At 70.4% G+C, this 23495-nt stretch carries 28 protein-coding genes and 3 tRNA genes; 14 read left to right on the top strand and 17 right to left on the bottom strand.

What is annotated here, in order from left to right; translation table 11 throughout:
* The first annotated feature begins 508 nt into the window (after window positions 1-508).
* Together E3328_RS10170 and E3328_RS10165 are read left to right on the top strand one after the other, a co-directional pair.
* Window positions 509-1075: an FxsA family protein gene (locus E3328_RS10170; protein ID WP_135364448.1), complete on the top strand. Its 567-nt coding sequence runs from the start codon at window positions 509-511 to the stop codon at window positions 1073-1075.
* 153 nt (window positions 1076-1228) lie between these two features.
* A tRNA-Ile gene (locus tag E3328_RS10165) sits at window positions 1229-1302 on the top strand.
* Window positions 1303-1393: 91 nt separating this feature from the next.
* Here E3328_RS10165 and E3328_RS10160 read toward each other — a convergent pair.
* Window positions 1394-1939 (bottom strand): type IV pilin domain-containing protein, encoded by a 546-nt coding sequence (locus E3328_RS10160; RefSeq protein WP_135364447.1) that lies wholly within the window; start codon window positions 1937-1939, stop codon window positions 1394-1396.
* 408 nt (window positions 1940-2347) lie between these two features.
* Here E3328_RS10160 and E3328_RS10150 point away from each other — a divergent pair, with 408 nt between their 5' ends.
* The 3 genes from E3328_RS10150 to E3328_RS10140 all read left to right on the top strand — a co-directional run bounded on the left by E3328_RS10150 (window position 2348) and on the right by E3328_RS10140 (window position 3599).
* Window positions 2348-3025 carry a hypothetical protein gene (locus E3328_RS10150; RefSeq protein WP_167837254.1) on the top strand — a complete coding sequence of 226 codons (678 nt, stop codon included), beginning with the start codon at window positions 2348-2350 and terminating at the stop codon, window positions 3023-3025.
* 90 nt (window positions 3026-3115) lie between these two features.
* Window positions 3116-3361 (top strand): DUF7120 family protein, encoded by a 246-nt coding sequence (locus E3328_RS10145; RefSeq protein WP_006885692.1) that lies wholly within the window; start codon window positions 3116-3118, stop codon window positions 3359-3361.
* A gap of 163 nt (window positions 3362-3524) precedes the next feature.
* Window positions 3525-3599: transfer RNA gene (locus E3328_RS10140), tRNA-Val, on the top strand.
* A gap of 188 nt (window positions 3600-3787) precedes the next feature.
* On the opposite strand, the gene E3328_RS10135 is transcribed toward E3328_RS10140, so the two are convergent.
* Window positions 3788-4735: a nucleoside hydrolase gene (locus E3328_RS10135; RefSeq protein ID WP_135364444.1), complete on the bottom strand. Its 948-nt coding sequence runs from the start codon at window positions 4733-4735 to the stop codon at window positions 3788-3790.
* A gap of 292 nt (window positions 4736-5027) precedes the next feature.
* Here E3328_RS10135 and E3328_RS10130 point away from each other — a divergent pair, with 292 nt between their 5' ends.
* The 3 genes from E3328_RS10130 to E3328_RS10120 all read left to right on the top strand — a co-directional run bounded on the left by E3328_RS10130 (window position 5028) and on the right by E3328_RS10120 (window position 8061).
* Window positions 5028-5345, top strand: a complete 318-nt coding sequence (locus E3328_RS10130; RefSeq protein ID WP_135364443.1) for an RPA12/RPB9/RPC11 RNA polymerase family protein — start codon at window positions 5028-5030, stop codon at window positions 5343-5345.
* 892 nt (window positions 5346-6237) lie between these two features.
* Entirely contained in the window at window positions 6238-7401 is a 1164-nt protein-coding gene (locus tag E3328_RS10125) for an acyl-CoA dehydrogenase family protein (RefSeq protein WP_135364442.1), read from the top strand.
* Between the two features lie 219 nt (window positions 7402-7620).
* A complete protein-coding gene (locus E3328_RS10120) occupies window positions 7621-8061 on the top strand; it encodes a DUF485 domain-containing protein (RefSeq protein ID WP_246022958.1) in 441 nt (146 codons plus the stop codon).
* 72 nt (window positions 8062-8133) lie between these two features.
* Here E3328_RS10120 and E3328_RS10115 read toward each other — a convergent pair whose 3' ends face one another.
* From E3328_RS10115 to E3328_RS10100, 4 genes are all read right to left on the bottom strand, one after another.
* Entirely contained in the window at window positions 8134-8559 is a 426-nt protein-coding gene (locus E3328_RS10115) for a universal stress protein (protein ID WP_135364440.1), read from the bottom strand.
* 60 nt (window positions 8560-8619) lie between these two features.
* A complete protein-coding gene (locus E3328_RS10110) occupies window positions 8620-9783 on the bottom strand; it encodes an inorganic phosphate transporter (RefSeq protein ID WP_135364439.1) in 1164 nt (387 codons plus the stop codon).
* Window positions 9784-9903: 120 nt separating this feature from the next.
* The gene (locus tag E3328_RS10105; RefSeq protein WP_135364438.1) at window positions 9904-10197 is read right to left on the bottom strand and encodes a DUF5789 family protein; all 294 of its coding nucleotides are present in this window, start codon (window positions 10195-10197) and stop codon (window positions 9904-9906) included.
* 84 nt (window positions 10198-10281) lie between these two features.
* Window positions 10282-11367: a tubulin/FtsZ family protein gene (locus tag E3328_RS10100; protein ID WP_135364437.1), complete on the bottom strand. Its 1086-nt coding sequence runs from the start codon at window positions 11365-11367 to the stop codon at window positions 10282-10284.
* Window positions 11368-11447: 80 nt separating this feature from the next.
* On the opposite strand from E3328_RS10100, the gene E3328_RS10095 reads away from it, so the two are divergent.
* From E3328_RS10095 to E3328_RS10085, 3 genes are all read left to right on the top strand, one after another.
* A complete protein-coding gene (locus E3328_RS10095) occupies window positions 11448-12287 on the top strand; it encodes a DUF7310 family coiled-coil domain-containing protein (RefSeq protein ID WP_135364436.1) in 840 nt (279 codons plus the stop codon).
* A gap of 2 nt (window positions 12288-12289) precedes the next feature.
* The gene (locus E3328_RS10090) at window positions 12290-12778 is read left to right on the top strand and encodes a DUF7311 family protein (RefSeq protein ID WP_135364435.1); all 489 of its coding nucleotides are present in this window, start codon (window positions 12290-12292) and stop codon (window positions 12776-12778) included.
* Between the two features lie 139 nt (window positions 12779-12917).
* On the top strand, window positions 12918-13376 hold the full coding sequence (locus tag E3328_RS10085; protein WP_135364434.1) for a plastocyanin/azurin family copper-binding protein: 459 nt from the start codon (window positions 12918-12920) through the stop codon (window positions 13374-13376).
* Between the two features lie 43 nt (window positions 13377-13419).
* On the opposite strand, the gene E3328_RS10080 is transcribed toward E3328_RS10085, so the two are convergent.
* From E3328_RS10080 to E3328_RS10065, 4 genes are read right to left on the bottom strand one after another with little or no spacing between them, the layout of a single operon-like run.
* The gene (locus tag E3328_RS10080; RefSeq protein ID WP_135364433.1) at window positions 13420-14070 is read right to left on the bottom strand and encodes a 30S ribosomal protein S3ae; all 651 of its coding nucleotides are present in this window, start codon (window positions 14068-14070) and stop codon (window positions 13420-13422) included.
* A complete protein-coding gene (locus E3328_RS10075; protein ID WP_135364432.1) occupies window positions 14067-14354 on the bottom strand; it encodes a KEOPS complex subunit Pcc1 in 288 nt (95 codons plus the stop codon). Before E3328_RS10075 ends, E3328_RS10080 begins: the two co-directional genes overlap by 4 nt.
* On the bottom strand, window positions 14351-15490 hold the full coding sequence (locus E3328_RS10070) for a hypothetical protein (protein WP_135364431.1): 1140 nt from the start codon (window positions 15488-15490) through the stop codon (window positions 14351-14353). The genes E3328_RS10075 and E3328_RS10070 overlap by 4 nt, the downstream gene beginning before the upstream one ends.
* Window positions 15491-15955 (bottom strand): 30S ribosomal protein S15, encoded by a 465-nt coding sequence (locus tag E3328_RS10065; RefSeq protein ID WP_135364430.1) that lies wholly within the window; start codon window positions 15953-15955, stop codon window positions 15491-15493.
* Window positions 15956-16378: 423 nt separating this feature from the next.
* Here E3328_RS10065 and E3328_RS10060 point away from each other — a divergent pair, with 423 nt between their 5' ends.
* Window positions 16379-17770: a DUF7289 family protein gene (locus tag E3328_RS10060; RefSeq protein WP_135364429.1), complete on the top strand. Its 1392-nt coding sequence runs from the start codon at window positions 16379-16381 to the stop codon at window positions 17768-17770.
* A gap of 110 nt (window positions 17771-17880) precedes the next feature.
* Here the strand turns inward: E3328_RS10060 and E3328_RS10055 are convergent, their stop codons facing one another.
* The 5 genes from E3328_RS10055 to E3328_RS10035 form a co-directional block, all read right to left on the bottom strand.
* On the bottom strand, window positions 17881-18717 hold the full coding sequence (locus E3328_RS10055; RefSeq protein WP_135364428.1) for a DUF7289 family protein: 837 nt from the start codon (window positions 18715-18717) through the stop codon (window positions 17881-17883).
* A complete protein-coding gene (locus tag E3328_RS10050; protein WP_135364427.1) occupies window positions 18714-19244 on the bottom strand; it encodes a DUF7266 family protein in 531 nt (176 codons plus the stop codon). The genes E3328_RS10055 and E3328_RS10050 overlap by 4 nt, the downstream gene beginning before the upstream one ends.
* Complete coding sequence (locus tag E3328_RS10045; RefSeq protein WP_135364426.1) at window positions 19237-20193, bottom strand: DUF7261 family protein; 957 nt, start codon at window positions 20191-20193, stop codon at window positions 19237-19239. The genes E3328_RS10050 and E3328_RS10045 overlap by 8 nt, the downstream gene beginning before the upstream one ends.
* The gene (locus E3328_RS10040; RefSeq protein ID WP_135364722.1) at window positions 20181-20744 is read right to left on the bottom strand and encodes a DUF7288 family protein; all 564 of its coding nucleotides are present in this window, start codon (window positions 20742-20744) and stop codon (window positions 20181-20183) included. The genes E3328_RS10045 and E3328_RS10040 overlap by 13 nt, the downstream gene beginning before the upstream one ends.
* 83 nt (window positions 20745-20827) lie before the next feature.
* Window positions 20828-21439, bottom strand: coding sequence for a DUF7287 family protein (locus E3328_RS10035; protein WP_246022953.1), 612 nt, complete (start codon window positions 21437-21439; stop codon window positions 20828-20830).
* 232 nt (window positions 21440-21671) lie between these two features.
* Between E3328_RS10035 and E3328_RS10030 the strand changes: the two genes are divergently transcribed.
* Window positions 21672-21743: transfer RNA gene (locus E3328_RS10030), tRNA-Ala, on the top strand.
* Window positions 21744-21804: 61 nt separating this feature from the next.
* Here E3328_RS10030 and E3328_RS10025 read toward each other — a convergent pair.
* On the bottom strand, window positions 21805-22053 hold the full coding sequence (locus tag E3328_RS10025) for a hypothetical protein (RefSeq protein WP_135364425.1): 249 nt from the start codon (window positions 22051-22053) through the stop codon (window positions 21805-21807).
* Window positions 22054-22141: 88 nt separating this feature from the next.
* Here E3328_RS10025 and E3328_RS10020 point away from each other — a divergent pair, with 88 nt between their 5' ends.
* Window positions 22142-23119, top strand: coding sequence for a hypothetical protein (locus E3328_RS10020; RefSeq protein WP_135364424.1), 978 nt, complete (start codon window positions 22142-22144; stop codon window positions 23117-23119).
* Window positions 23120-23168: 49 nt separating this feature from the next.
* Here E3328_RS10020 and E3328_RS10015 read toward each other — a convergent pair whose 3' ends face one another.
* Window positions 23169-23411 (bottom strand): DUF7127 family protein, encoded by a 243-nt coding sequence (locus tag E3328_RS10015; protein WP_135364423.1) that lies wholly within the window; start codon window positions 23409-23411, stop codon window positions 23169-23171.
* Window positions 23412-23495 lie beyond the last annotated feature (84 nt).

The raw sequence follows: 23495 nt of genomic DNA, 5'->3' as shown, positions 1-23495 counted from the left end.
CCCGCGGGGAACACGCCGGGGTCCATCTCTCTGCCGTGGCGCGCGCTGTCGCGGCCTCCGTGCCGCGACGGAATCGCGCGAGGGATGAGCACCGCACGCCGCAGGCGCGCGGAGCGCAATCGGCTGGGGAGGCTCGTGGCTGTCTGCGGTGCTGTGCGGAGCGGTCACGGCGTCGTGCGGTCGCGGTCCCTGGCGTCCGCGCGAACGTGTGAGCGCGGGCTCGGGAGAGCTTGCTCTCCCGGCGGACTGAAAGGGCGAGGCGCGCTCGCGCTCGTGTAGTCGCCTGAGCGGGCCACTATCCGAAGCGGCCGAAGGCCGCGAGGATATCCCGCTCAGCGACCGCGAGCGCGCCGAGGGCTTTCATCGCTTGCTGTCGAATGCGGTAGCGTCTCCTGCTAGCGGGTCAAGGGCTTTCACGACTAAGAGAGGATATCACAGGGTGACCGGACCTCGAAGGCCGGATCGAGCGCCTCGAAAAGTGTTTGGGGCGTCGGTGACAAGTCGGGGTATGCTCCGGTATCTGGGGTTGCTGTTGCTGGTGCCGCTTTTGGACTCGCTGCTCCTGCTCTTCCTGGTGACCCAGACCCAGATCAGCGCCCCGCTGATGGTGCTCGTCGTCGTGTTGACCGGTCTCCTCGGGATGTTGCTCGTCCGCGCCGAGGGGCGCCACACCGTCAGGAAGATACAGCAGAAACTCGCCGCCGGCGAACTCCCGACCGACGAGCTGATCGACGGAGCCTTCCTGCTCGTGGCCGGCGCGCTGACGCTCACGCCCGGCCTCGTGACCGACGCCATCGGCATCCTGCTGGTCGTTCCGGTGACCCGCGCACCCATCCGCTGGGTGGTCAGGGAGAAGATCCTCGTCCCCTACATGGACAAGAAGAGCGGCGGGTTCGCCACCGGCAACGTCTACATCGGCGGCTTCCCCTTCGGCGGCGACGGCGGCCCCAACGTCGGCGGTCAGGGCCCCGGCCCCGCCGGCCCTCCCGACGGCGACGCCTACGACCTCGACGAGGAGGCCTACGACATCGACTTCGAGGACGACGATTCCGGCGACCGGCGCGGCTTCGACTGACCGACGACCGGCGCGGCTTCGACGGAGCGACACCACCACGGCGCACGGCGACCCTGTGGGACCGTACCACAGAACCGCCACACGGCGCGGCTATCGAGGCCGAAGGGTAACTGTTAAAGTCCCCCATCGGGAAGGTATGGATGCGCCGAGCACGGGCCAATAGCTCAGTTAGGTTGAGCGCTCGGCTGATAACCGGGAGGTCCGCGGTTCAAATCCGCGTTGGCCCACTCAGTTTCTGGACGGTCGTTAGCCGAGGAGCGCAGCGGCTTCGAGCGGAGCACTCGACGGACGACCCGCCCGGAGAGAGAACCGTCCCGGTCAGGCGCCGGGGCCTTCGGCGGTGTAGACGATAGACGAGGTCCCGTCCTGGGGAGAGCGGTACACCAGCGTCAGTTCGTAGTCGCGGTCGACGGGGACGTTGATCGAGTCCTCGGAGACGATCCGGCTGTCCTCGCCGGAGGTGCGGTCGGCGGGCCAGAACCCGGTCTCGTTGACGTGGAGCCGGACCTCCGTCCCGTCCTCGTAGAACTCGTCCTGCACGTCCAGCGAGTCCGAGGACTGCACGTTCCCGTGGGCGGTGTCCGAGGTGTTGAACCCCGACCCGCGGACGTACAGCGTGTCGAACGCGACCGAGTCGCCGCCGGCGTGTGCGATCGTCGCGTAGCCCGACCCCGCGTGGTCGGGGGCCGGCGTGTACTCGTCCTCGAAACTCGTGGTCGGCGTCTGCGGTCCCGTCTGGTTCCCGTACCCGAGGACGAGCGACGCGATGACGGCCGCGAGGACGACCGTGATCGCGACCATCAGTACGACGCCGATGACCGGCGACACCGCGTCGTCGTCCGAACGTAGCCCGTTGATGTCCATGGATGTCCCCGCGGGTTGCGCGGTGGTACCCACACGCTTCTCGGTTACCCACATAAACCCGGGGTTGCGTTTCCCCGGACCGCCGGTTCAACCGGAGGTTTCGCAGTTCAGGCCGGCGCTGAAGGGTAGTTACGGAGTTCGAGAACGCCGCGGAAACCCACCGACACGCGCGGGCCGGCGGTTCGGGACCCCTCTGCCGGCCGACACCGGCCGTGGTCGACACGCAGTCGGTCGGTTCGAATCCCGTGGGGAACGCGGGGATCGCCGGACGGGTGCCGCGAACGGGCGGGAAGGGACCCGGTCGTCGGTAGCGTGACCGTACCCGGGCGGAAGGCACACCGTTCCCGTCCGCTGACGCGTGTGTTAGTGGTCGACACATATTTGTAATGGAAGGCGGTAACTGGCCCCATGGCTCGAACACGTCGTGCAGTCCTGGCGATGGGTGCAGCAAGTCTCTCGGCGCTTGCGGGGTGTGGAAACGGTGGCTCCGCAGGCGGCGGTGGCGGTGGTGGCGGCGGTGGCGGTGGCGGTGGCGGCGGCGGTGGGGGAGGCGGCGGTGGCGGTGGTAACTCGGGGCCGTTCCCCGAGCACACCGACGTGAACGAGGTCTTCGAGGAGATCGACGAGACGATCGAGATCCCCGCGGGGGAGCACAAGGCGTACGAACTCTCCTTCCCGGACGGCGGCGCACTCAAATACGAGTTCACCGTCACGAGCGGGCCGGCGATCGACGTGCTGATGATCCGCGAGGGCGAGTTCGACTACTTCGAGCAGGGGTATCAGGTCAACTACAACTCCGCGCACACGGTTCAGGAGAACATGGAGGGGTCGTCCTCCGCGGACATCAGCGAGGGGACGTACTTCCTGACCTTCGACAACTCCGAGATGGGGCGGGCTCAGCCGCCGACGCCCGAGCCGACGCCGACCGCGACGCCGGAGCCGACCGATTCGGCGAGCGGGAACTCGACGGCGACGGCATCGACGGAGACCGAGTCGATGGACGGGGGGTCGGAATCGACCGACTCCTCAGGCGGTTCGAGCGGCGCGACGGCGACCGTCGAGCTGTCGATCACCGCCGGTCAGTAACCGGTCCCATCGGTCGCTCGGGTGAGCGGTGAGGTCGCTCACAGCCCAAATACTCAAAACACTTGACTCCCGAGTGTAAACCGACAACCCATGCCCACAGTCGAAGTATCACTCCCGGAGGACGTATTCACGAAGCTCGAACGCATGACCGAGGAGGAGTTCGTCAGCCGCGAGGCCGCGGTCGAGGAGCTGCTCTCGATGGGACTGGACGCCTACACCCGCGACACCGGCGAGGAGGTCGCCGAGACCGACATGGCCGACGAGTTCGCCGACGACATGTGGGACACCGCCGAGGACCCCGGAATGCGCGAGGAGGACGACGACTTCTCGTTCTGAGCGGCGTCGACCGCGCCAGGCCGGTCCTGCCCGGCCGCGTCCTGAAAGCGATCGAACTGGATGCGGGTGCCGTCCCGCGGATCGACCCCCGATCGGCGGCCCGTCTTCGAAACCTTCAATTATCCCTGCCGTCAACGCGTAGATGCAGCAGGCAAGCACGCGAGGGTTGGTGGTCTAGGTTGGTTATGACACCTCCTTGACATGGAGGAGGCCGGCGGTTCAAATCCGCCCCAACCCACTTCTGACGGCGCTACTCTGTGAGCGAGTTCTATGTCGCTCGCCACAGCCTCGGTTGGACTGGTTCGGCGGATTTGAACCCTGGCAGTCGCGCGCAGCCGAGCGAGCACGTCTGCCTTCGGTTCAAATCCGCCCCAACCCACTTCTGACGGCGCTACTCCGTGAGCGATGTGGCCGTCGGACGAGGAGTTACTCCAAGGCGGCGTCGGGGTCGCGGTCGCGGAGCATCGCCAGAGCGACCGCGGCGAACCGCTCGGAATCGGCGGCTTCGACGATCCGGGTGTCCGCAGGCTCCCCGGTCACGCCCTCGAAGTCGACGCTGGTGTACCCCCGGGTGAGACCCTCGCGTTCGTCCACCGCCACGGGGTACGACTCGACGCGCTCGCGGAGTTCGGGATAGGCCAGCAGCGCGGCGGCCAGCCCGTCCGGCTGGGTGATGCCGTCGAGGCCGCCGGCTTCGCCCCGCTCGCGGACGACCCTGGTCACCTCGCGGAAGAACTCGGCCAGGTCGGTGTCCATCGCGTCGATCTCCTCGAGGGTGTCGGGGCCGAGCGCGGTCCGCAGGCAGAGTCCCCAGTCGACGAGCGTCACGTCGAAGCCGTCGAGGACGCGTTTCGCGGCGTCGGGGTCGGCCCAGAGGTTGAACTCGGCGGCGGGGGTGACGTTGCCCCGGCACTCGACGGCGCCGCCCATCACCCACACCTCGTCGACGAGCTCCGGGAGGTCTTCCGCGCGGGCGTGCGCGAGCGCGAGATTCGTGAGCGGGCCGATACAGAGCAGGGTGATCTCGCCCGGTGCCTCGCGACAGCGGGCGACGATCTCGTCGGGCGCGAACCCCTCCGCGGAGTCGATGTCGGTGTCGGGAAAGAGGTCGCCGCCGAGCCCGCCTTCGCCGTGGATCTCGGTGGCGTGTTCGTGGGACTTCACCAGCGGCGAGCGGGCGCCCTCGTAGACGGGGACATCGGTCGCGTCGACCAGCGAGAGCGTGTACTTGGCGTTCTCGACCTGGCGGTCGAACTCGACGTTGCCGGCGACGACGGTGACGGCCTCGACGGACAGCCGGTCGGTCAGGACCGAAAGCGCCAGCGCCTGGGTGTCGTCGCCGGCCGTGTCCGTGTCGACGATGACGCGTCGCATACCCCGACATCGCACCCCGGACGTAAGCCGTTGGGGTCGACAGCGGCGGGGGCCCGGTGGTGTGGGTGCTGCTGCGGACCGCGAGCGACGGAAGCCCTCGAACGCTCGCTCGACGAGGTGACGAATACGGGGGACGAGGGTGTCAACAGCGGTTTTCACACCCGTCCTCGCTCCCTCGATCTGCTCCCGTGGCCAGTTGATGACTCGGGACGGTCAGCGCGAGCGGTTGCCCCGCATCCACGACGGATCGGAAGTTAACACATATATTCGACAACGTGTATCCCTGTTTTATATGCAATTCTGTGACGAGTGCGGTTCGATGATGCACACGGAGGGCGGCGCCTGGGTGTGTCGCTCCTGTGAGAACGAGGTGGCGCGGGACTCGCAAGCGGAAGCGGCGATGACGACCCAGGACGGACAGCGGGACGACGAGGCGCCCGCCGTGGCCGACGCGACCCAGGACTCCTCCGAGACGATGCAGGAGCCCTGTCCGGCGGAGGACTGCGACAGCGACCGGGCCTACTACGAGATGATGCCGAAGCCGGGCGGCTCCTACGAGGTCCGGCTGTTCACCTGCGTCGAGTGCGGCCACAAGTGGCGCGAGTCCTGACGGCGCACCTCGCGACCCCCGCCGCTTACACGCACAGACCGCCACGTCGAACTCTCGACTCCCGGAGGTGTCGGTCTCACGTGGAGCCACACACCGACTCTCTACTGGCTCTACAACGTTCTCGACGCTCCCGACGACCGCTGTCACAAGAGCCTCTCCTGGACTGTTCACTCCCTCGATTATCGGTGCGGTAACCCGAAACACTCAGTTCAGGCTGTAGCCGTTGCAGTTGCGGTAAGCGGCTGCGGTGCGGTCGGCGCGCGCTGGAGCGCGCGTTCATGCGCGCGCCGACGCCGCGCGAGGGATGAGTAACGCAGGAGCGAAGCGACGAGTAACGCAATCGGCTGGGGAGGTTCGTGGCCGTCTGCGGTGCTGTGCGGGCTTGCGGTCGCCGTGCTGTGCGGTGCCTGGTGGACTGAACGGGCGAGGCGTGCTCGCGTCCAGTTTAGTCGCCTGAACGGGCCACTATCCGCGCGGTGCGAGGCGCTGGGCGCCTCGAAGCGAACGGCTGTGCCGTGAGCGGGCGGTGCGGAGAGCGCGGATATCCCGCTTGGTTCGAGAGAGCGGAGCGCTCTCGTCACTGAGCGAATCGGAGATTCGCGAGGTCCGCAGGAGCTCCGCTCCTGCGAGATCCCGAAAATCGAAGATTTTCGGAGACAGCGACCGCGAGCGCGGCGAGGGCGTTCATCGCTTGCTGTCATCTGCGGTGTTGACTCCAGGTAGCGAGCGCGCCGGGAGCTTTCATCGCTCGCTGTCGAGTGCGGTCGCTCTCGCGAGGCTTCGTTTCACATCAAAACAACCAGAAACACCCGCTCAACTCAAACACGAACTCGACACTTCGTCTTCCGCGGACTGGCGAACAATCAAGGGGCGAGCCGCGCTATCGAACCACATGGAGTTCGCCCTCACGCAGGAGCAGCGCCAGATCCGCGACACGGTCGCGGAGTTCGTCGACGAGGAGGTCGTCCCGCGGGCCGCCGAGATCGACGAGACCGACGAGTTCCCCGCCGACCTGGTCGACCGGATGGCCGACCTGGGCCTGATGGGGATGCCGATCCCCGAGGAGTACGGCGGCGCCGGCCTCGACTACCACGCCTACCCCGAGGCGCTCGTCGAGATATCCCGTGGCTCCGGCGGCCTCGGGACCGTCGTCGCGGCGCACGTCTCGCTGGCCTGCAACATGGTCTACGAGTTCGGCGACGAGTCACAGCGCGAGCAGTATCTGGTCCCGATGGCCGAAGGCGAGGAGATCGGCGCGTTCGCGCTTTCCGAACCCGGTGCGGGGAGCGACGTACCGGCGATGGAGACCACGGCCGAACCCGTCGGCGACACCGCGGGTGGCGAACCCGATAGCTACGTCATCGACGGCGGGAAGCTGTGGATCTCCAACGGCTCCGTGGCCGACACGGTGGTCGTCTTCGCCAAGACCGACCCCGAGGCCGGCGGCAAGGGAATCTCCTCCTTTGTCGTCCGCCCCGACGAGGACGAGGGGTTCCACGTCGAAGGGACCGAGCACAAGCTCGGCGACAAGGGCTGCCCGACGGCGGAGCTGCGCTTCGACGAGATGGAGCTCCCCGCCGACCGCCGACTCGGGGAGGAAGGCGAGGGGTTCGTCCAGGCGCTCAAGACGCTCAACGGCGGACGGATCACCATCGCCGCACGCTCCATCGGGCTCGCGCAGGCCGCGCTCGACGACGCGCTCGAATACGCACAGGACCGCGAGCAGTTCGACCAGCCCATCTCGGAGTTCCAGGCGATCCAGCACAAGCTCGCGGACATGGACACGAAGATCCGGGCGGCTCGCTATCTCATGCACGCCGCCGCCGACAGGAAGATGCGCGGCGAGCGCTACGTCAAGGAGGCCGCCCAGGCGAAGCTGTACGCCTCCGAGATGGCCCGCGAGGTGTGCAACGAGGCCATCCAGATCCACGGCGGCTACGGCTACACGCGGGACTTCGCCGTCGAGCGGTACTACCGCGACGCGAAGCTATCGGAGATCTACGAGGGCACCAGCGAGGTGCTGCGGAACACGATCGCCGACCAGCTGCTGGAGTGAACGGGTCCGGGAGCGGGTTCACCGCGGTCGGTCGGGGCGGAACGGGGGACCGCCGTCGACCGATCGGGCCCCGGGGCCGACCCTGGCACGGACTAATCCGTCCGCATCACGTACGAGCGATCGAACCGCCATGAACTTCGACGGGAATTCCCACCCGAGAGGGAGCCGACAACCGACCCTGCCCGGCTGGGCCGACTGTGGAGGAGGTCGCCGGCCGTGGTGAACCCCGTTCGCGCCGACGCACTGGTCGACCTCGCGTACGGCGGGCTGATCGGTCTCTCCATCGTGCTGATCGCGACGGTGAACACGAACGTCGGGGTCGCGTTCGGCGTCGGCGTCTTCGCGGCGTACGTCATCCACGTCGTCTGGAAGATGGCCCGGTTCGACCCCGACTGGATGACCCGAACAGTCAGGGAGACCGTCGAGGAGACGGTCGGGGACTCCGTCGAGGAGACGATGGAGGAGACCGTCGAGGAGATGGTCGGGGACTCCGTCGAGGAGACGATGGAGGAGACCGTCGAGGAGACGATGGGCCAACAGCTCGACCAGGTCCAGGCGCGGGTCGAGTCGCTCGACGAACGGATCGGTCGCGGTCCCCGGCCGAACGAGACCGGCGACACACCGGCGTCCGACGAGACAACCGACGACGGCCGCGCCTGATACGGGCGGTTAGCACGCCGAGCGGCCGCGGGACTGCGGCGTCGCTCGGGGACTCGACAGCCCGCCGTCCGCTCACCGGACGACGACCACGGGGACGGGCGACCGGCGGAACACCTTCTCGGCGACGTTGCCGACGAACAGCCGCTCGGCGACGGTGCCGCCGTGGCTGCCGATGACGACCGTGTCGTACTCGTCGGCCCGGTTGATGATCGCGCGCACGGGGTGGCCGAGCGCGACCTCGGTGTCGAGGGCAGTGTCGCCGTCGGCGTCGTCGACGATCGCCCGGGCGCGCTCGAATATCGGTTCGGCGAGTTCGCGAGCGGCCGCGTCGATGTCGTCGGCGACCGCGATCCCGGCGGCCTCCCCCCACAGCGGCGACGGCTCGCCGACCACGTTCAGGACCGTGAACTCCGCGTTCGGATAGGCTTCAGCGGCGTATTCGAGCGCTCGTTCACTCATTTCCGAACCGTCCATCGGCACGAGGACGCGCGCGATCATAGCCACCCTACGAGCAGGGCCCGTAAAAACAGGCGGTCGGGGGGGACGCGCGTGGTCCGCTCAGGCGATCGGAACCAGCGTGAAGAAGACGTAGGCGAGCAGCGTCGACATCGTCGGGCCGATTATCCACATCGAGACGTACTTGACGACCGCGCGAGGGTCGAACAGGTCGCCCGCGTCGAGCACCTCGGCGGGTTCGGCCTCGCCGATCCCCGTCACCGGAGCGTCCGGCCCGGCGGTCAACGCCGCCGGTTCGATCTCGGCGTCGAGTTCCCCGCGGAGCGCGTCCCGAGCGGCGATAGGACGCGTCGCCCGCCCCCAGCCGAGGCCGACGATCGTCATCACCGACGCCATGACGAGGCTGATCGGGATGCCGATGTAGGACAGGGCCGTCGTGACCGTCGACGCCGTGATCATGACGACGAGCGCCGCGAGCAGCGGGATGTCCGAGAGTTCCGACCCGACCGACTCCATCGTCCGCCGGGCGATCGTGAACCCGCCAAGTCCGATGGCGACGGTCGCGATCCCGATCGCCAGGTCGGGGTCGAGCGCGCGGCCGCTGACCAGCGGTGCGACGGCGTTGGGGACGTTGCTCGCGCCCGCCGAGAAGGCCATGTAACAGCCGATGACGAGCACGACGACGGTCCCGGCGAGCTCGCCCGGCGTCGTGTTCGGCCCGAGCGCTGGCCGCGGGACGGTGCCGCTCCGGTCGAGCGCGAGCGTGGGGCCCTCCGAGACCTCGACCCGGACGCGCCGGTTGAGCTCCGGGTAGACGTACCGGCCGACGGTCACCCCGACCCAGAACCCGACGACCGGCGTCACGATCCACCAGGAGACGATCCACCCGATCGTCTCGAAGTTCGCCGTCCCGGTCGCGAGACCGAGTCCCGCGATCGCGCCGACCGTCGTCATCGAGGTCGGCACGGGAACCCCGAACACGTTGGCGATCAGGATTCCGAACCCGATGAAAAAGAGGACGGCCACGCCCGCCCCGAGCGATATCTCCGTCGTGACGATGTCGCCGCTGAGCGTGTCCATGACGTTCCGACCGACGGTCCAGCCGCCGAGGAACACGAAGACCGTCATCAGCGCGGCGGCCGTGACCTTCCGGAGGATCCCGGCGCCGACTGCTGGCCCCCAGGCGATCCCCGTCGACGAGCCGCCGATGTTGAACCCGACGAACACCGACGCGATCACCCCCACGAGGAGCACGGTCTGGACCATCGATCGGCCATAGACGTGTCACGGCAAAATAACCACACGTCGGCCCGCTGTGGCGCCTCCGCGAACCCGGTAGCCAGCCCGGTACTCGGCGACCGGCCGAGCGTCCGGAGAGTCAGCGGCTCACTCGTCGGCAGTGGGGATCGGTCCGGTCCCGATAACCTCGCGGACGGCCTCGGTGAACTCCCGGCGGGTCTCGAAGTAGGGGGTGTCGACCTCGTCCATCACGTCGGCCAGCTGCCGGGGCCCGTCGGGGGTGCGGATGGTGGCGTCGCCCTCGCGCTCGACGATGTCGCTGTGGGCGGCGCCCCAGTTCAGCCGCGAGGCGACGCGCGCCAGCGGCGCGCCCTCGACCGGTTCGCCCTCGCCGAGTTCGACCGCGAGCGTCTCCTCCTCCTCGGAGTCGTCGTCAGCCATACCCTGCAGTTCCCCGGCCCGGCGATTAGAGCTTTCGCTTCCGGGCAGGGGGAGCGCCGAACGCGACCGACGAGCGACGGCGGCTCAGAACAGGTCGTCGAGCTCCTCGTTGACGAACGCTTCCTTGGCCTCGCCGCGGTCGTCGTCGTTCGCCTCGTGGGCCTCCTTGGCCCGTTCCATGAACTCGTCGATGCGGCTGGAGCGCTCGACGCCGCCCAGCAGGACCAGGGCGGCGATGCGCTCGGAGTCGAGCGGGAAGTCGCCGCCCCGTACCTGCATGCTGCCGGTCTCCTCCTCGATCCACGAGCGGGCGCGCTCGACGCCCTTCCGGGAGATGCGCTCGGGCTGGCCGGCGACGACGAGCAGGCCCGTCTCGGCCTCGACGACGTTGGGGACGCTGGTCCCGGTCAGGAGGGCGTTGCGCGTCGTCGAGGTGATCGCGTTGACGTTCTCGCCGGCGTCCTCGCTGGCGGCGGCGCTGGCGTAGCCGAGCACCGCCATGCCGCCCGGCCGGAGCGTGTTGATGATCTCCGAGGAGTCGACGACGCTCTCGGCGACCTCGTCGACGGCCTCGATCTCGCCGGAGGCGAACAGCAGCCCCAGCCGCTGGGCGATGTTGTCGTTGATCTCCGCGAAGCCCTCTTCGAGGCTCTCGCCGGCGCTGCGCCAGGCGTCGTTGTCGATGAGCAACAGCGAGTCGGCCTCCCGTGCGACGGTCTTGAGCGAGCGGCCGGCGTTGGCCTGGTAGATGGCCCCCTCGTCGCGCCCGGGGAGGATGCCGACGACGTAGACGGGGATGTTGTGGATGCGCTTGAGCTCGCGGGCGAGGGCGGGCGCGCCGCCGGAGCCGGTGCCGCCGCCGAGGCCGGCGACGATGACGACGGCCTCGGCGTCGGTCGAGAGCTTCGCGTCGAGGCCGTCCATCACCTCCGTCGCCTCGTCCTGCATGATCTCCGCGCCGAGCTCGTTGTCGCCGCCGACCCCGTGGCCCTTGACGCGGTCGCGGCCGATGAGCATCGTGTCGATGTCGAGATTCCGCAGGTCCGCTTCGGCGGTGTTGACCGCCATGGCGCCCTGGACGGCGCCGAACCCCATATCGTAGTCGTACTCGGCCAGCCGTTGGGTCACCTTCCCCCCGGCCTGACCGACACCAATCAGGACGACTTTCATACCCGTACCCTCGGAGTAGTGGTTATTCAACGTTGGGTACGGCCGAGGGTTCAAGTGCGGTGACGGGACCACCCCCGTCCATGTCCGAGCGAGACCTCGACGCGCGAGTCGACGCCGTCGAACGCGCGCTGACCGACGGCGACACCGACCTGAGCGACCTCCGCGACCGCAGCGGCGTCGTCGACGACCTCCAGTCCCTCGAAGACCGCCTCGACGCCGTCGAGTCGCGGCTGGACGAGCTCGAAGCCGGTCTGCAGGCCGTCCGCGGCTACGCGGGCAACGTCCGCGCCGTCAACCGCGAGGTCGAACGCCGCGCCAGCGCCGCGCTCGCGAAGGCCGAAACCGTCGAAGCCGCCGTCGACGGCGACGACCCGGCGGCGGGCCGGCCGCCGGACCAACCACGCGAGCGCTCCCGCGAACGCGCGGACGGATCCGACCGAACCGACCGGGTGAACGCCGACCGGGCCCCGACGAACCCCGGGCGAACCGACCCCGCCGGTCCCACGGAACGCGCCGACGGCACCGACCGCACCGGCGCCAGTCCGGCCGACCGCACCGACCGCGACGGCTCGCCGAACGGTTCGTCCCCGGGGCGGCCGCCCGGACGGTCGGCCGCGGAACCCGCCGGGACGGCGAGCGCGGACCGCGACCACCACCGGAAGGACGGGGCCGATCACCCCGATACCGGGCGAGGCCCCCACCGCGGCCGACCCGACGCGCCCGGCGAGCGTGACGCGCCCGGCGAACCCGACGCGGCCAGCGCACCCGACGCGCGCGGCGCCGGCGACGGTCGCCGGGGGAGCGACCCCGTTGCCCGCGACGACCGGTCCCGGAGTGGCGGGTCGGGTGAGACGAGCGGGAAGTCGTCGTCGGCCAGCGGGACCGAGCAGTTCATCGAGCGGGTCCGCGACGCGCTGTAGCCGTGGTCAGAGTCGCGTTCACCGTCGCGCTGCTGGTCGCCGTGGCCGGGGTCGCAGTGCCGGCCGTCGAGTACGCGGGCATCCAGCGGAGCGACACCGCCGTCCGGGACGCGGTCGACCGGATCGTCGCCGAGGCGCGGGCGCTCGCGGCCGGCAACGACGCGCTCCCGCCCGACGCCCGCCCCGCGCGACGGACTGTCTCGGTGGCGTTCCCGACCGGAGGATTCGCGAGCGCCGGGATCGAGCGGTTCGGCGTCGCCCGGCCGCCGCGGACGGCGGGCCCGGACGCCGCAGTTCGGACGGCCGAGCGCGCCGACCCGGCCGCCACCAGGTTCACCTGGCGGGTCGCCGGCGGGACCGAACACGCGGTGGTCGCCGACGGCGTCCGCGTCCGGACCGCGCCGGCCGAGCGGCTCCGGGTCGACGGGGAGACGCGGCTCGTCCTCGAACTCGTCGCCGTCGACGGCCGCCCCGTGGTCCGGATCCGGTGACACCTCGGCCAGCGCCGACTGACGGCGGCCCGGTCCCGAACGGCGGGTGACACCGGCCGGTCCCGTCCCGAACGCCGACCGGTCCCGGTCACCGACCGATACCGAGTCCTCTATGCCGTCGGAGGCCCGAGCCCGAGACATGGACAGACGGGCCTTCCTCGGGAGCCTGGGAAGCGTCGCCGTCGCGGTCGGGCTGGCCGGCTGCGGGCAGGGAAGCGCCGACTCGGGGGACTACGACGTGGGGATGACCACCCGGAAGTTCACCCCGGCGCAGGTCGAGGTCCCGCCGGGCACCACCGTCCGCTGGCGGAACACCAGCACCCACGCCCACACCGTCACCGCCTACGAGGACAGTATCCCCGACGGCGCCGCGTTCTGGGCGACCGGCGAGTTCGACTCCCAGGCCGCCGCCGAGGAGGGGTGGCTCGGCGGCAACGAGGGCGCGATCTACGAGGGCGAGACCTACGAGCACACGTTCGAGACCGTCGGGACGCACAGCTACTTCTGCATCCCCCACGAGGCCAGCGGGATGGTCGGCGCCGTCGTCGTCAGCGAGGACGCGACCGCCGGCGGGGCGGACACGCCGACGGACGCGTAGCTCGCGGCGACCGGTCGGCGAAAGAAATCGGAAACGAGTGGCCTCAGTCGGCGGATTCGTCGACGGCGACCTCGTCTTCCTCGACGTCGACGGAGGTCTCCTCCTCGGCGGCGACTTCCTCGGGGCGGGCCTCGAGGGTCAGCTTCTGGATCTCCACGCGGCGCAGCGGGTAGATCGTCTTCGCCTCGTTGTAGATGGCCGAGGAGAGCCGGCCCTCGACGACGCTGTCGACGAGCTCGGCGTAGGTGCGCTCGCGCGCGCTCTCCTCGACGAGGTCGATCATCTGACGGCGGATGGCCTTCTCCTGGCTCTCGTCGGCGCTCTTGGTGGTGAGCGCGACGGGCTGGATCTGGACGCGGTAGTCGTCCTCGGTGAGGACGGTGATGTACGCCTCGATCTTCGAGGACCCGCGGCGCACGAGCGAGCGCAGGTAGTCCCGCGTCAGCTCGTGTTTGATGAACTCGGTGTACGCCGAGTCCGAGGCGACCTCGTCGACCTTGAAGGTCAGCTTGGTGTTGTTCTCGCTGGCCTCGTTGCGCAGCTCGCCCAGCGTTGTCTCGATGGTGCGTCCGAGCACCTTGTCCGGTTCGTCCGCGACGGTCTCACCCAGCTCCTCCCGGTCGAACTGCTCGGGGGCGATCAGGGTGTACCATCGCTTCTCCTGCTTGCGTCGTGAAACTGATCGTTCGCTCATGTGTTGGTGTCTGTGTCGGTGTCGTCTGTCCGCGCTGTACTGTCCGCGCTCCCCGCGAGTGGTCCGTCGTCCCCGCCCAGCCGGTCGGCGACCCGGCAGTTGACGACGTAGTCGTCGACCGTCGACCGCAGGCCGCGCGTCCCCTCGCGGGCGACCGTCGTCACGACCGCCTCGCCCTCGACCCGCGTCGCCATCTCGGCGGTGTTGTCGGGGGCGACGGCGGCGGCGACCCGCTCGGCGGCCTCGTCGTCGCCGTGGGTCGTCGTGATCGTCGCCCGTCTCATAGCGCCTCCCTGACCGCGGTGATAACGGCGCCGGTCTCCACGTCGAAGCGGGCGCGGCCGGTCGTCCCGGTCGCCGCCGCAGTCCCGTCGACGCCCTCGGCGGCCGTCGCCAGGGGCGATTCGAGGTCCCGGTCGTCGGCGACGAGCGCCGCCGCGCCGTCGGTGACGGCGAGCGTCACCGGTTCGGGCGAGCGGTAGTCGTGGACGAGCCGGGCGAGCGTGCCGACGGGCGCGCCGGCCGTCTCCGCGCGCGCGACGAACAGCCCGTCGTAGCGGCCGGTCGTCGCGTCGGCGACGGCGGCGTGGGCCCGGCGGGCGTGGGTCCGCCACGCGTTGAGCGCGGCCTCGCCCACGTCGTGGCCGAGCGCGAGCGCGACGCCGGTGCCGGGCCGTTCCCGGGCGACGGCGTCGAGCACGTCGGCGTAGCCGCCGACCGTCGCGAACGGCCCCCCGTCGAAGGGGCGCAGCGCCCGCTCGACCGCGTGCCCGCCCCGCGGCGGGACCGCGTCGTCGCCGACGGTCCGCAGCGCGACCAGCGAGGCGAGCCGTCGCCGGCCCCCCTCGTCGAGGTCCGCGGCGTCGGCACCGTCGAGTCCGAGGTCCGCCAGCGCGTCGGCGACCGCCTCGGGCTCGCCCGAGAACGGCGCGCGGACGAGCGTCGAGTGGGCGAGCCCGTCGACCAGGTCGGTCGTCGGGACGGCCACGCCCGGCCGGCGTTCGATCCCCGCGGCCTTGGCGGCCTCGGCGACCGACCCGCCGACGGCGCGTCCGTCGGCGACGCAGCCGGCGAGCGCGAGTGCCACGTCCGGGTCGGCGTCGAGTTCGCGCGCGACCGCGAAGGCGGTCTCGCTGGCCGGTTCCGCGGCGCCCGTGATCGAACAGTCGGCGACCGGGTCGGCGCGACCGACGGCGACGGTCAGGTCGGCGTCGGTCGCTCGCTCGGCGTCGGCGGGCAGGTCGGCGACCGAGACCTGGAACGGCTGGTCGCGGTCGGCCAGCGCCCGCGCGAGGACGCCGCTGGCGGCCAGCGCGTCGCCGGCGGCGGCGCCGACGAGGCGGACGAAGCCGGCCTCGCGGAGCCGTCCGGCTACGTCGCCGGCGGCGGGAGCGTCCTCGGAGCGGGCGGTGGTCGACATCTATTCGAGGAGTTCGGCGACCTCGTCGTAGCTGTAGGTGAACTCCTCGTCGAGCTCGTCGCCGCGGTAGTAGTCGACCAGCCGGCGGATCTTCGACTCGGTGTTCTGGAGCGCGCGCTTGTTCTGGTGGTCGCCGGGGTTCTCGTCCATGTGCTCGTGCAGGCGGACGGCCCGCTCGAACAGGTTGCGCAGGTCCTCCGGCAGGTCGGGCTCGGCGTCGTTCTCCTCCAGGATCTCGGTGATCTTCTTGCCGGTCGCGAGGGAGACGTCGGGGACGGGCGTCCCGTTGACGCCCTCGTCGCGCAGCTTCAGGCCGATCTGGCTCGGGTCGTGGCCCTGCTCGGCGAGCTCGACGACGCGCTCCTCGATCGCTTCTTCGTCCACGTCACTCCACTCCGGGGGTTCGTCTGCCGCCGGCTTGTCCGAGCTGGACGAGCCGCGACGGCGGGTGTGCATTCGTGCCATAGTTGTGGTTGGAACGCGACTGACCGCTGGTCGCCGGTCGCGGGTCCGCGGCGGGTGCCGCGGCCTCGACCGCGCGATGCGTGTGTGCGCCGCGCGTTTCGCGGGAGCGAAACGGACGGATCGGCGCGAACACGGCCGCAATCCCGAGCTGTGCAAGGACACAGCGAGTCAGATTTGCGGTCGTGCGTTCCCACCGGAGAGTCCCGCCTGCGACACTAAACAGTTTCCATCGCCCCCGGGCGAGCCCGCGACCGTCCACCGCCTCACCGGGACCCGAGTGTCCGCGCCCCCGCCCCCGCCCCCGCCCGACCGGACGCTTCGGGACGGGGACGGCGACATCGTATCAACTATCGAATAATAGAATTTTCAAATCTGATATCCAGGTCCGCGTGCTTATTGACCCCGGGGCGGAACGGGGGACAGATGCCGACGAGTCACGACAGGCGGGGCGTGAGCAGCGTGCTGGGGATCGCGCTGCTGTTCGCGATCGTCGTCGGGGGAACGGCGGTCGTCGTCACGGTCGGGGCGACGGCGCTGGACGACACGCGCGGGCAGCTGGACACGAGTCGCGCGGAGAAGGCGCTGACGCAGTTCGACTCCCGGAGCGCGATGGTCGCGCTGGGCAGCACGAGTTCCCAGGGGGTCGGGCTGGCCACCGGCGAGGATTCGGGGTACTACGTCGACGGCGACCGGGGCTGGATGAACGTCTCCATCAGGAACCAGTCGACGGGGACGACCGAGACGGTCGTCAACGTCACCATGGGCGCGGTCGCCTACGAGAACGACCGGACGGCGATCGCCTACCAGGGCGGCGGCGTCTGGAAGCGGACGGAGGGCGGCGTCTCGATGCTGTCGCCGCCGGAGTTTCACTTCCGCCAGCAGACGCTGACGCTCCCGATCATCCGCGTCGACGGCTCCCCGACGCTCGGGTCCGGCGCCAGGGTGACCAGGGACGGCCCCACCTCGATCAGGTACCCGAACACGACCGGGACCAACGACTTCGTCAACCCGCTGGACCGGGGGCGGGTCAACGTCACCGTCCACAGCGAGTTCTACCAGGCGTGGGGGCGGTACTTCGAACAGCGCACCGACGGGACCGTCTACTACGACCACGCCAACGAGACCGCCCGGACCGAACTGGTGGTCCCGTTCAACGAGGAGTTCAACGACATCCTCGCGACGACCGACCCCGCCGGGATCACCGGCAGCGGACGGAGCGCACCCGAACCCTACGAGACCGGCGTCCAGTACCCGCTGGCGGACTCGAAGATCGAAGACCGGATCGAGGAGTGCGAGGCCGGGGGCTGTGACACCTCGACCCCGTTCGACAGCATCTCCAGCTCGGGGACCTACTACTCCAACGGCCCGTTCGACGAGACCCTGGACGTGGACACCTCCGACGGCGACGTGACCGTCGTCGTCGACGGGGCGTTCGAACCGAGTTCCGTCTCCGTCACCGGCGACAACGCGACCACCGTCCTCGTCAGGGACGACTTCACCATCGGCTCCGACCTGAACGACGGCGGCGACCCGAGCGCGTTCCGCGTCGTCGTCCACTCCGACGGCGACATGCACGTCACCGGGAACCGGGCGTTCACGGGGTTCATCTACGCGCCGGGCTCGCACTGTCACCTCAGCGGGAAGGGGTACTTTGAGGGCGGCGCGAACTGCAAGAGCATCCACATCAGCGGCAAGCCCAACGACTTCCACTACGACGAGTCGATCGAAGACGTGGACCTCGACCTGACCGGCGACGTGACCAAGCTCACGTACCTCCACGTGACGGTCAACCCCGTCAACGTCACGAGCCCGTAGCCGACGCTCGGGCCCAGTATTCGGACCTCAGTCCTGTATCCGAGTCCCAGTCCTGTCTCCCGGCCTCAGCTCCGTATCCGGGCTACACCTCCCGCAGGGCGAACCGGCGCTCACTTCTCGAAGTCGACCGCGATCCGGTGTTCGACGACGTACAGGTCCTGCGGGTCGACGGTGACCTCGCACTCGACCGTCTCCGGGCCGGCCGTCGAACAGTCCATCGCGGGGTGGTCGTCGAGCATCCGGTTCCAGAGGTCGCGCCGCGGCGACGTGACGTTGATCCGGATGTCCTCGTAGGCGCCCGTCTCGTCCGCGGCGACGACGACGCGCTGGTTGGCGTTGGCCCGCACCAGCACCGTCGAACTCTCGATCAGCTGCAGGCCGTCGGTCGCCGAGCCCGTGTTGACGACCTGGACCATCATCCGGTCCGCGTCGACGACCGGCGACCACGGCTGGACGACCGTTCCGCCCTGCCGCTCGTCCCGGAAGATCGCGCCCATCACGTACACCAGCTGCGTGTCGCCGTCGTCGTAGACGATCGGCCGGACGTTGAACGTCCGGGTCGTCAGGAACGACTCGTCGGGCGGTCCGGTCGGGTCGCGGACCTCGATCTGGATCGGGTCGGCGAGCGTGAGCGACGCGTCCGACAGGCTGATCTCGGTCGCGCGACTGGGCGCGCCCCGCTCGGTGATGTCGGCGACGTTGTCCGAGAGGACCTCCATCGCCAGCTCCGCGTTGTCCGTCTGCTGGGCGTCGCGCGCGTCCTCGAGCGAGGCCAGCCCCGCCAGCGACACGATCGAGACGACCGCCGCGATCAGCGAGAACACCAGCACGAAACCGACCAGGTCGCTGACGCCCCGCTCCTCCGATCCCCGTTCGCCCGGTCCGACCCGGCCCCAGCCGCTGTCGCTCCGCCGTTCGGCCGCTCCGGGCGGTCGACGCGGCGTCATCCGCGCACCTCCAGGCGGTCGGCACCCGCGTCGTAGACCAGGGTGACCCGCCCGCCCGGCACGGTGTCCGGGCGGAGGTCGGTTTCGGTCTCCAGCCGGACCGTCACCGTGATATCCGGATCCTGAGAGGTGAGGTTGAGCCACTGCCCGGTGGCCCTGTCGTCGACCGCGATCGTGTAGCTCGCGCCCGCGACCGTCTCCGGGAGCGACGCCTCGAGCGACAGCGAGTCGGTGTCGCTGGCCCGGACCAGCCGGTCGGCCGCGGCGACCTCGCCGGCCAGCTGCTCGCCGACGACGCCCAGTTCGGTCCGGACGACCCCGTCGCGCTGGTCGGTGACGAACTCGCCCGCCGCGAGGAACAGACCGGTGATGACCAGCGACGCCACCGCCAGCGAGAGCGTGTACTCCAGCGCGGTCGACTGGCCGCGCAGCCCCGGGATCCCGACCGTGCGCTCGCGACCGCCGCTCGCGGTCGCTGCCCTGTGACCGCGGGCGCGGCCGCGACGCCGCGGCGGCGGGTCACCCATCGGTCTCACCCGGGGCGACCCGGATCGTCGTCCGGTACTGCAGCTCCGGCGTCCGGTAGGTCAGGTCGACGGTCATCGCGTAGAGCACCTCGTCGTACTCGGTCGTCGTCAGCGCCGACCCGGGGTTGCCGTCGACGACGACCGTGTAGTCCCCGTCGGCGACCGACCCGTTCCGTATCTTCAGGTCGTAGGGCCCGCCCACGTCGCCGAGGGTCAGCGCCGCGCACTCGTCGCCGTTGACCGTCCCCTCCGAGAAGTCGATCTCCACGTCGCTGGCCCCCGTCGTCGTGCAGGCCGTGTAGGTCGCCGACTCGTTGACGCCGACCTCCCACTGACCGCCGTCGTTGGAGACGTTCAGGTACCAGTCGTTCGCGTCGCCGGCGACGACCCACAGCTCGTCGTCCGGCCCGCCGTTCCAGTCTTCCACGTCGAGCCGGAACGACCGGGTTCCGGTCACGTCGCTCGCGACCGTCCAGTCGGGGTTGCCGCCGTCGGGACTCTCGAACACCGTGTCCGTCTCCGTGATGTTCGCGCCCGCTGGCGTCGACGCGACCGTCACGTCGACGAGCTGTCCCCCCGCGGCCTGCTGGGTCCGGGTCACGTTGTGGTAGGCGTGCATCGCCTGCGTGACGTTCCGTTCGAGCGCCGCGTGGCCGCTGGAGTCGCTGGCGTTGACCTCGTGTGCGTAGCGGAACGCCCGCTCGGCGGCCGTCGTCGTCGCGCGCTCGAACGCGTGGGCGTCGGCCGTCCCCGCCGACTCGCTGCGGGTCGCCAGGTTCTCCGTGTAGATGGCCGCGTTCATCACCAGCGCCAGCGCGACGAAGATGACCGCCAGCGCGAACGCCCCGACGAGGATGAGCTGCGCGCGGTCGCGACCGGACCGACCGCCCGCGCCCGCTCCCGCGGAGCGAGCGCCTCCGGCCCGCCCGGCGGGGCTCAGATCCGCCACACGACCACCTCCACGCGGACGACGTTGTACACCGCGCCGTCGGACGCCGGCGGCGCGAAGAACGTCGACTCCTCGCTGACCGCCGTCCCCGTCGGGTCCCCGTCCGCGTCACGTATCCGGTCGTTCTCGAACAGCGTCAGCGTCCACGTGGCCTGGACGGCGTTGTCGCTCGGCCGGCCCTGATAGGCGTACCGCCGGCTGTCGGGGGTCCCGTCGTCGTCCCGGTACTGCAGGTAGATGTTGTAGGCGACCCCCCGGCGGTTGAACGACCGGTCGAGCATGTCGCCGAAGTCGTTCGGCGGCGCGTCCGACGTGAAATATCCCAGGTCGCTCGTCTCGTGGAACTGCTCGCTCGTCTCGTCCCACGACAGCACGGCCCGCTCCAGCGCGCCCGTCTCGGCCGCCGACGCGAGCACGCCCCGCGCCGTCGCCTCCTGCTGGTTCTCGATGTGCTGGCTGGACGTGCTCGCCGACAGCGGCGTCACGGCCGTCATCTCCAGCGCGAACACCACCGCCGACAGCAGTATCAGACTCGCCACGACGCCCTCCAGCGTGTGGGCCTGCCCGCGGTCCCCGCGCGCCCCGCGCCGGCCGGGGGCCTCCCCGGCCCCGCGACGCGGCGGACGCTGCGGCGTCACCACATCACCACCTCCACGGTCACGTCCTCCCCGTCGAGCAGCGCGACCCGCCGCGCGCTGACGGTCTTCCCGCCGCTCCCGGCGGGGTTGGATCCGCCGGTTAACAGCGGGCCACACCCGGACTCCCCCCGCTCGGCCAGTTGCCCGCCGGGGACGCTCGTGTCCCAGCAGAGGATGCTGTCGGTGCCCGAGCCGTCCAGGTCCCCCCGGATCGTCACGTTCACCGGCGTCCGCTGGAGGACCCCGACCCTGTCGGACAGCGTCGCCCCGTCGTAGCGACACTGGGCCGGGACCCCGGCCGTGAACAGCTCGACGGTACACGTCTCGTCGAGGACGTACGGCGCGCTCGCGTTGCCCAGCGTCCCCTGGGTCAGCCCGTCGGCGACCCGGTTGACCGCCGGCGTCTCCGACTGGGCCCCGCCCGCGAACGGCTCCAGCATCCCCGGGACGAACGCCACCACGAAGACGAGCGTCAACAGGAAGAGACTCGTCCCGATGGCGAAGTCCAGCGTCGTCTGTCCACGCCGGTCGCGTCGCTCGTCGCTCCCGATCCGCCGTGCGTCCCCGGCCCGCGTCGCGGACCCGGTGCTGTCCCCGAATGCTGACATCGTGTGTTTCCGACGGTCGCCGCGGGCGCCGCCGTCGTCCCCCGAGCGACGCCCGGACCGAACCGTGTCTGTCCCGAGCAACGCGATTCCCGGTTATATCCGTTGGCCCCTCGTTACAGTATTTGATACTGCAGAGTTCGTGCGGCTGACACTACGCGCGTGGTAGTCGCTGGCGAAGCTCCGGCGCTTCGATGGGTTTATGAAACAGACCCGGCTACCGTGATTTGCGTGCGGGCTCGTAGATCAGTGGTAGATCATCCCCCTGGCACGGGGAAGGCCCCGGGTTCAAATCCCGGCGAGTCCATGCCACCTTCTCCGGCGGAGCGTTCTTCGCGAGCCGGTGGCTCGCTGTCGGGTGCGGCGAGTCAGTTCCCGGCCAGCCAGTCCGGCGACTCCTCGTAGGTGTCGCTGGCGTCGGTCGCGGCGCGGTCGTCGGCGGCGTCGACGAGCGCCTCGATCTCGGCGCGCGTGGCGTCGGGCCGCCTGTGCAGGACCCACTCGACGAGTTCTTCGCGCGACACGTCGTCGAGCAGCGCGTCCGAGACACGCGTCGACCACAGCACGTAGCGCTTCGGTCCGCGCCTGTACGCCCGCAGGTCGAGGTCGTCGGCCATGGCTCGGCGGTCCCAGGGGCCGGACCGGCATGAGGGCTCGCATCTCGGCGTCGAAGGCGTATTGTGCACCAGGGCCCAAGCGGGAGTGATGCGACGGGGGGCCGCAGTCGTCGTGACGCTCGTGTTGGTGGCCGGGTGTAGCGCCGTCCCGTTCGGGAGCGACGACCCCCGGCGCGGGCCGACAGAGACCGTGACGCCCGTCCCGGTCACCGACGGGCCGACGCCGACCCGGACGCTCCCCGACGACCTCCCGCCGGGCGTGCTGGCCAACGGGACCGTCGACGCCGGCGCGCTCACCCGCGCACACGCCGCCTACCTGACGAACAGGACCTACACCTGGTCCGTCAGCTACGACACGGACGGGGCCGACGGGGACCGGCTCGTCCGGCGACTCGTCGTCGGCCGGGAGACGTTCACCGTCTCGCAGACCCGGGGCGCGACCGGGCGCAACGTCTCGCTGTACGTCAACGCGACGGGCGGGTACCTGCGGGCGGTCGAGGCCGGGGACACCAGGTACGACCTGCTCCCGCTGCCGGGCCGGGCGGAGGACTACGACTTCGCGACCGTGCCGGTCCGGCAGATGTTCACCGACCGGACCGTCGCCGTGTCGACCGTCGAGCGACGGAACCGCACGTACTACCGGCTGTACGCGGCCGGCGGCCCGCCGCCGGCCGTCGGGCCCGCGGAGGCGACGATCTCCGAGTTCAGCGCGACCGCCTACGTCACGCCCGAGGGGTTCGTGCGGTCGATGGCCGCCGAGTACGACCGGGTCGTCGACGGCGAGCGCGCGCGGGTCACCATGCGCTACGACTACAGCCGCCTGGGCGAGTCGAGCCCGACCCCGCCCGACTGGCTCGGCGAGGTCCCGCGGCGGTCGACCCCCACGCGCGTCGACCCCGGCGCGACACCGGCGGGAACGGCGACGCCCGACGGAACTGCAACTCCGAACGGGACCGGTGCGGCGGCGCCGGACGGTACCGCGACGCCGTCGTCGAACGGCACCGCCGCGCCGACGCCGACGGACGAACTCGACGGGTCGCCCGCCGGGACTCCCGCGAGCGGCTGAACGGCGGAGCGGACCGGCGGGCGGTCGGGCGAGTCGGCGCCGGCGGACCTCACGACCGGATCGTGAGCATCCCGTCGTTGACCGACAGGTCGGTCACTTCGTCGGCGATCTCGAACTCGAACTGGCGGTCGCCGGCGACGACGATGGCGGTGTCGCCGAGGACGTCGAGCTGTGCGTCGACGCCCTCGCCGAAGTCGACCACGACGACGGCCTCGCCGTCGCGCTCGCGGCGAGTGATGGCGATGTCGTCGTCGTCTGCCGCCGCCGACCGGAGTTCGCTGGGTGCCTCCATGGAGGCGGTTGCCCGCTCGCGCACCTGAGCGTTGGCCCGGCCGCTGCAGGCGCGGGCGGAACCGAGAAGGGACGACGGGAGCGG

The organism is Halosimplex halophilum, from assembly GCF_004698125.1.
Taxonomy (GTDB): Archaea; Halobacteriota; Halobacteria; order Halobacteriales; family Haloarculaceae; genus Halosimplex; species Halosimplex halophilum.
The sequence above is the reverse complement of the archived record's forward strand: the minus strand, read 5'-3'. Positions and strand labels throughout refer to the sequence as shown.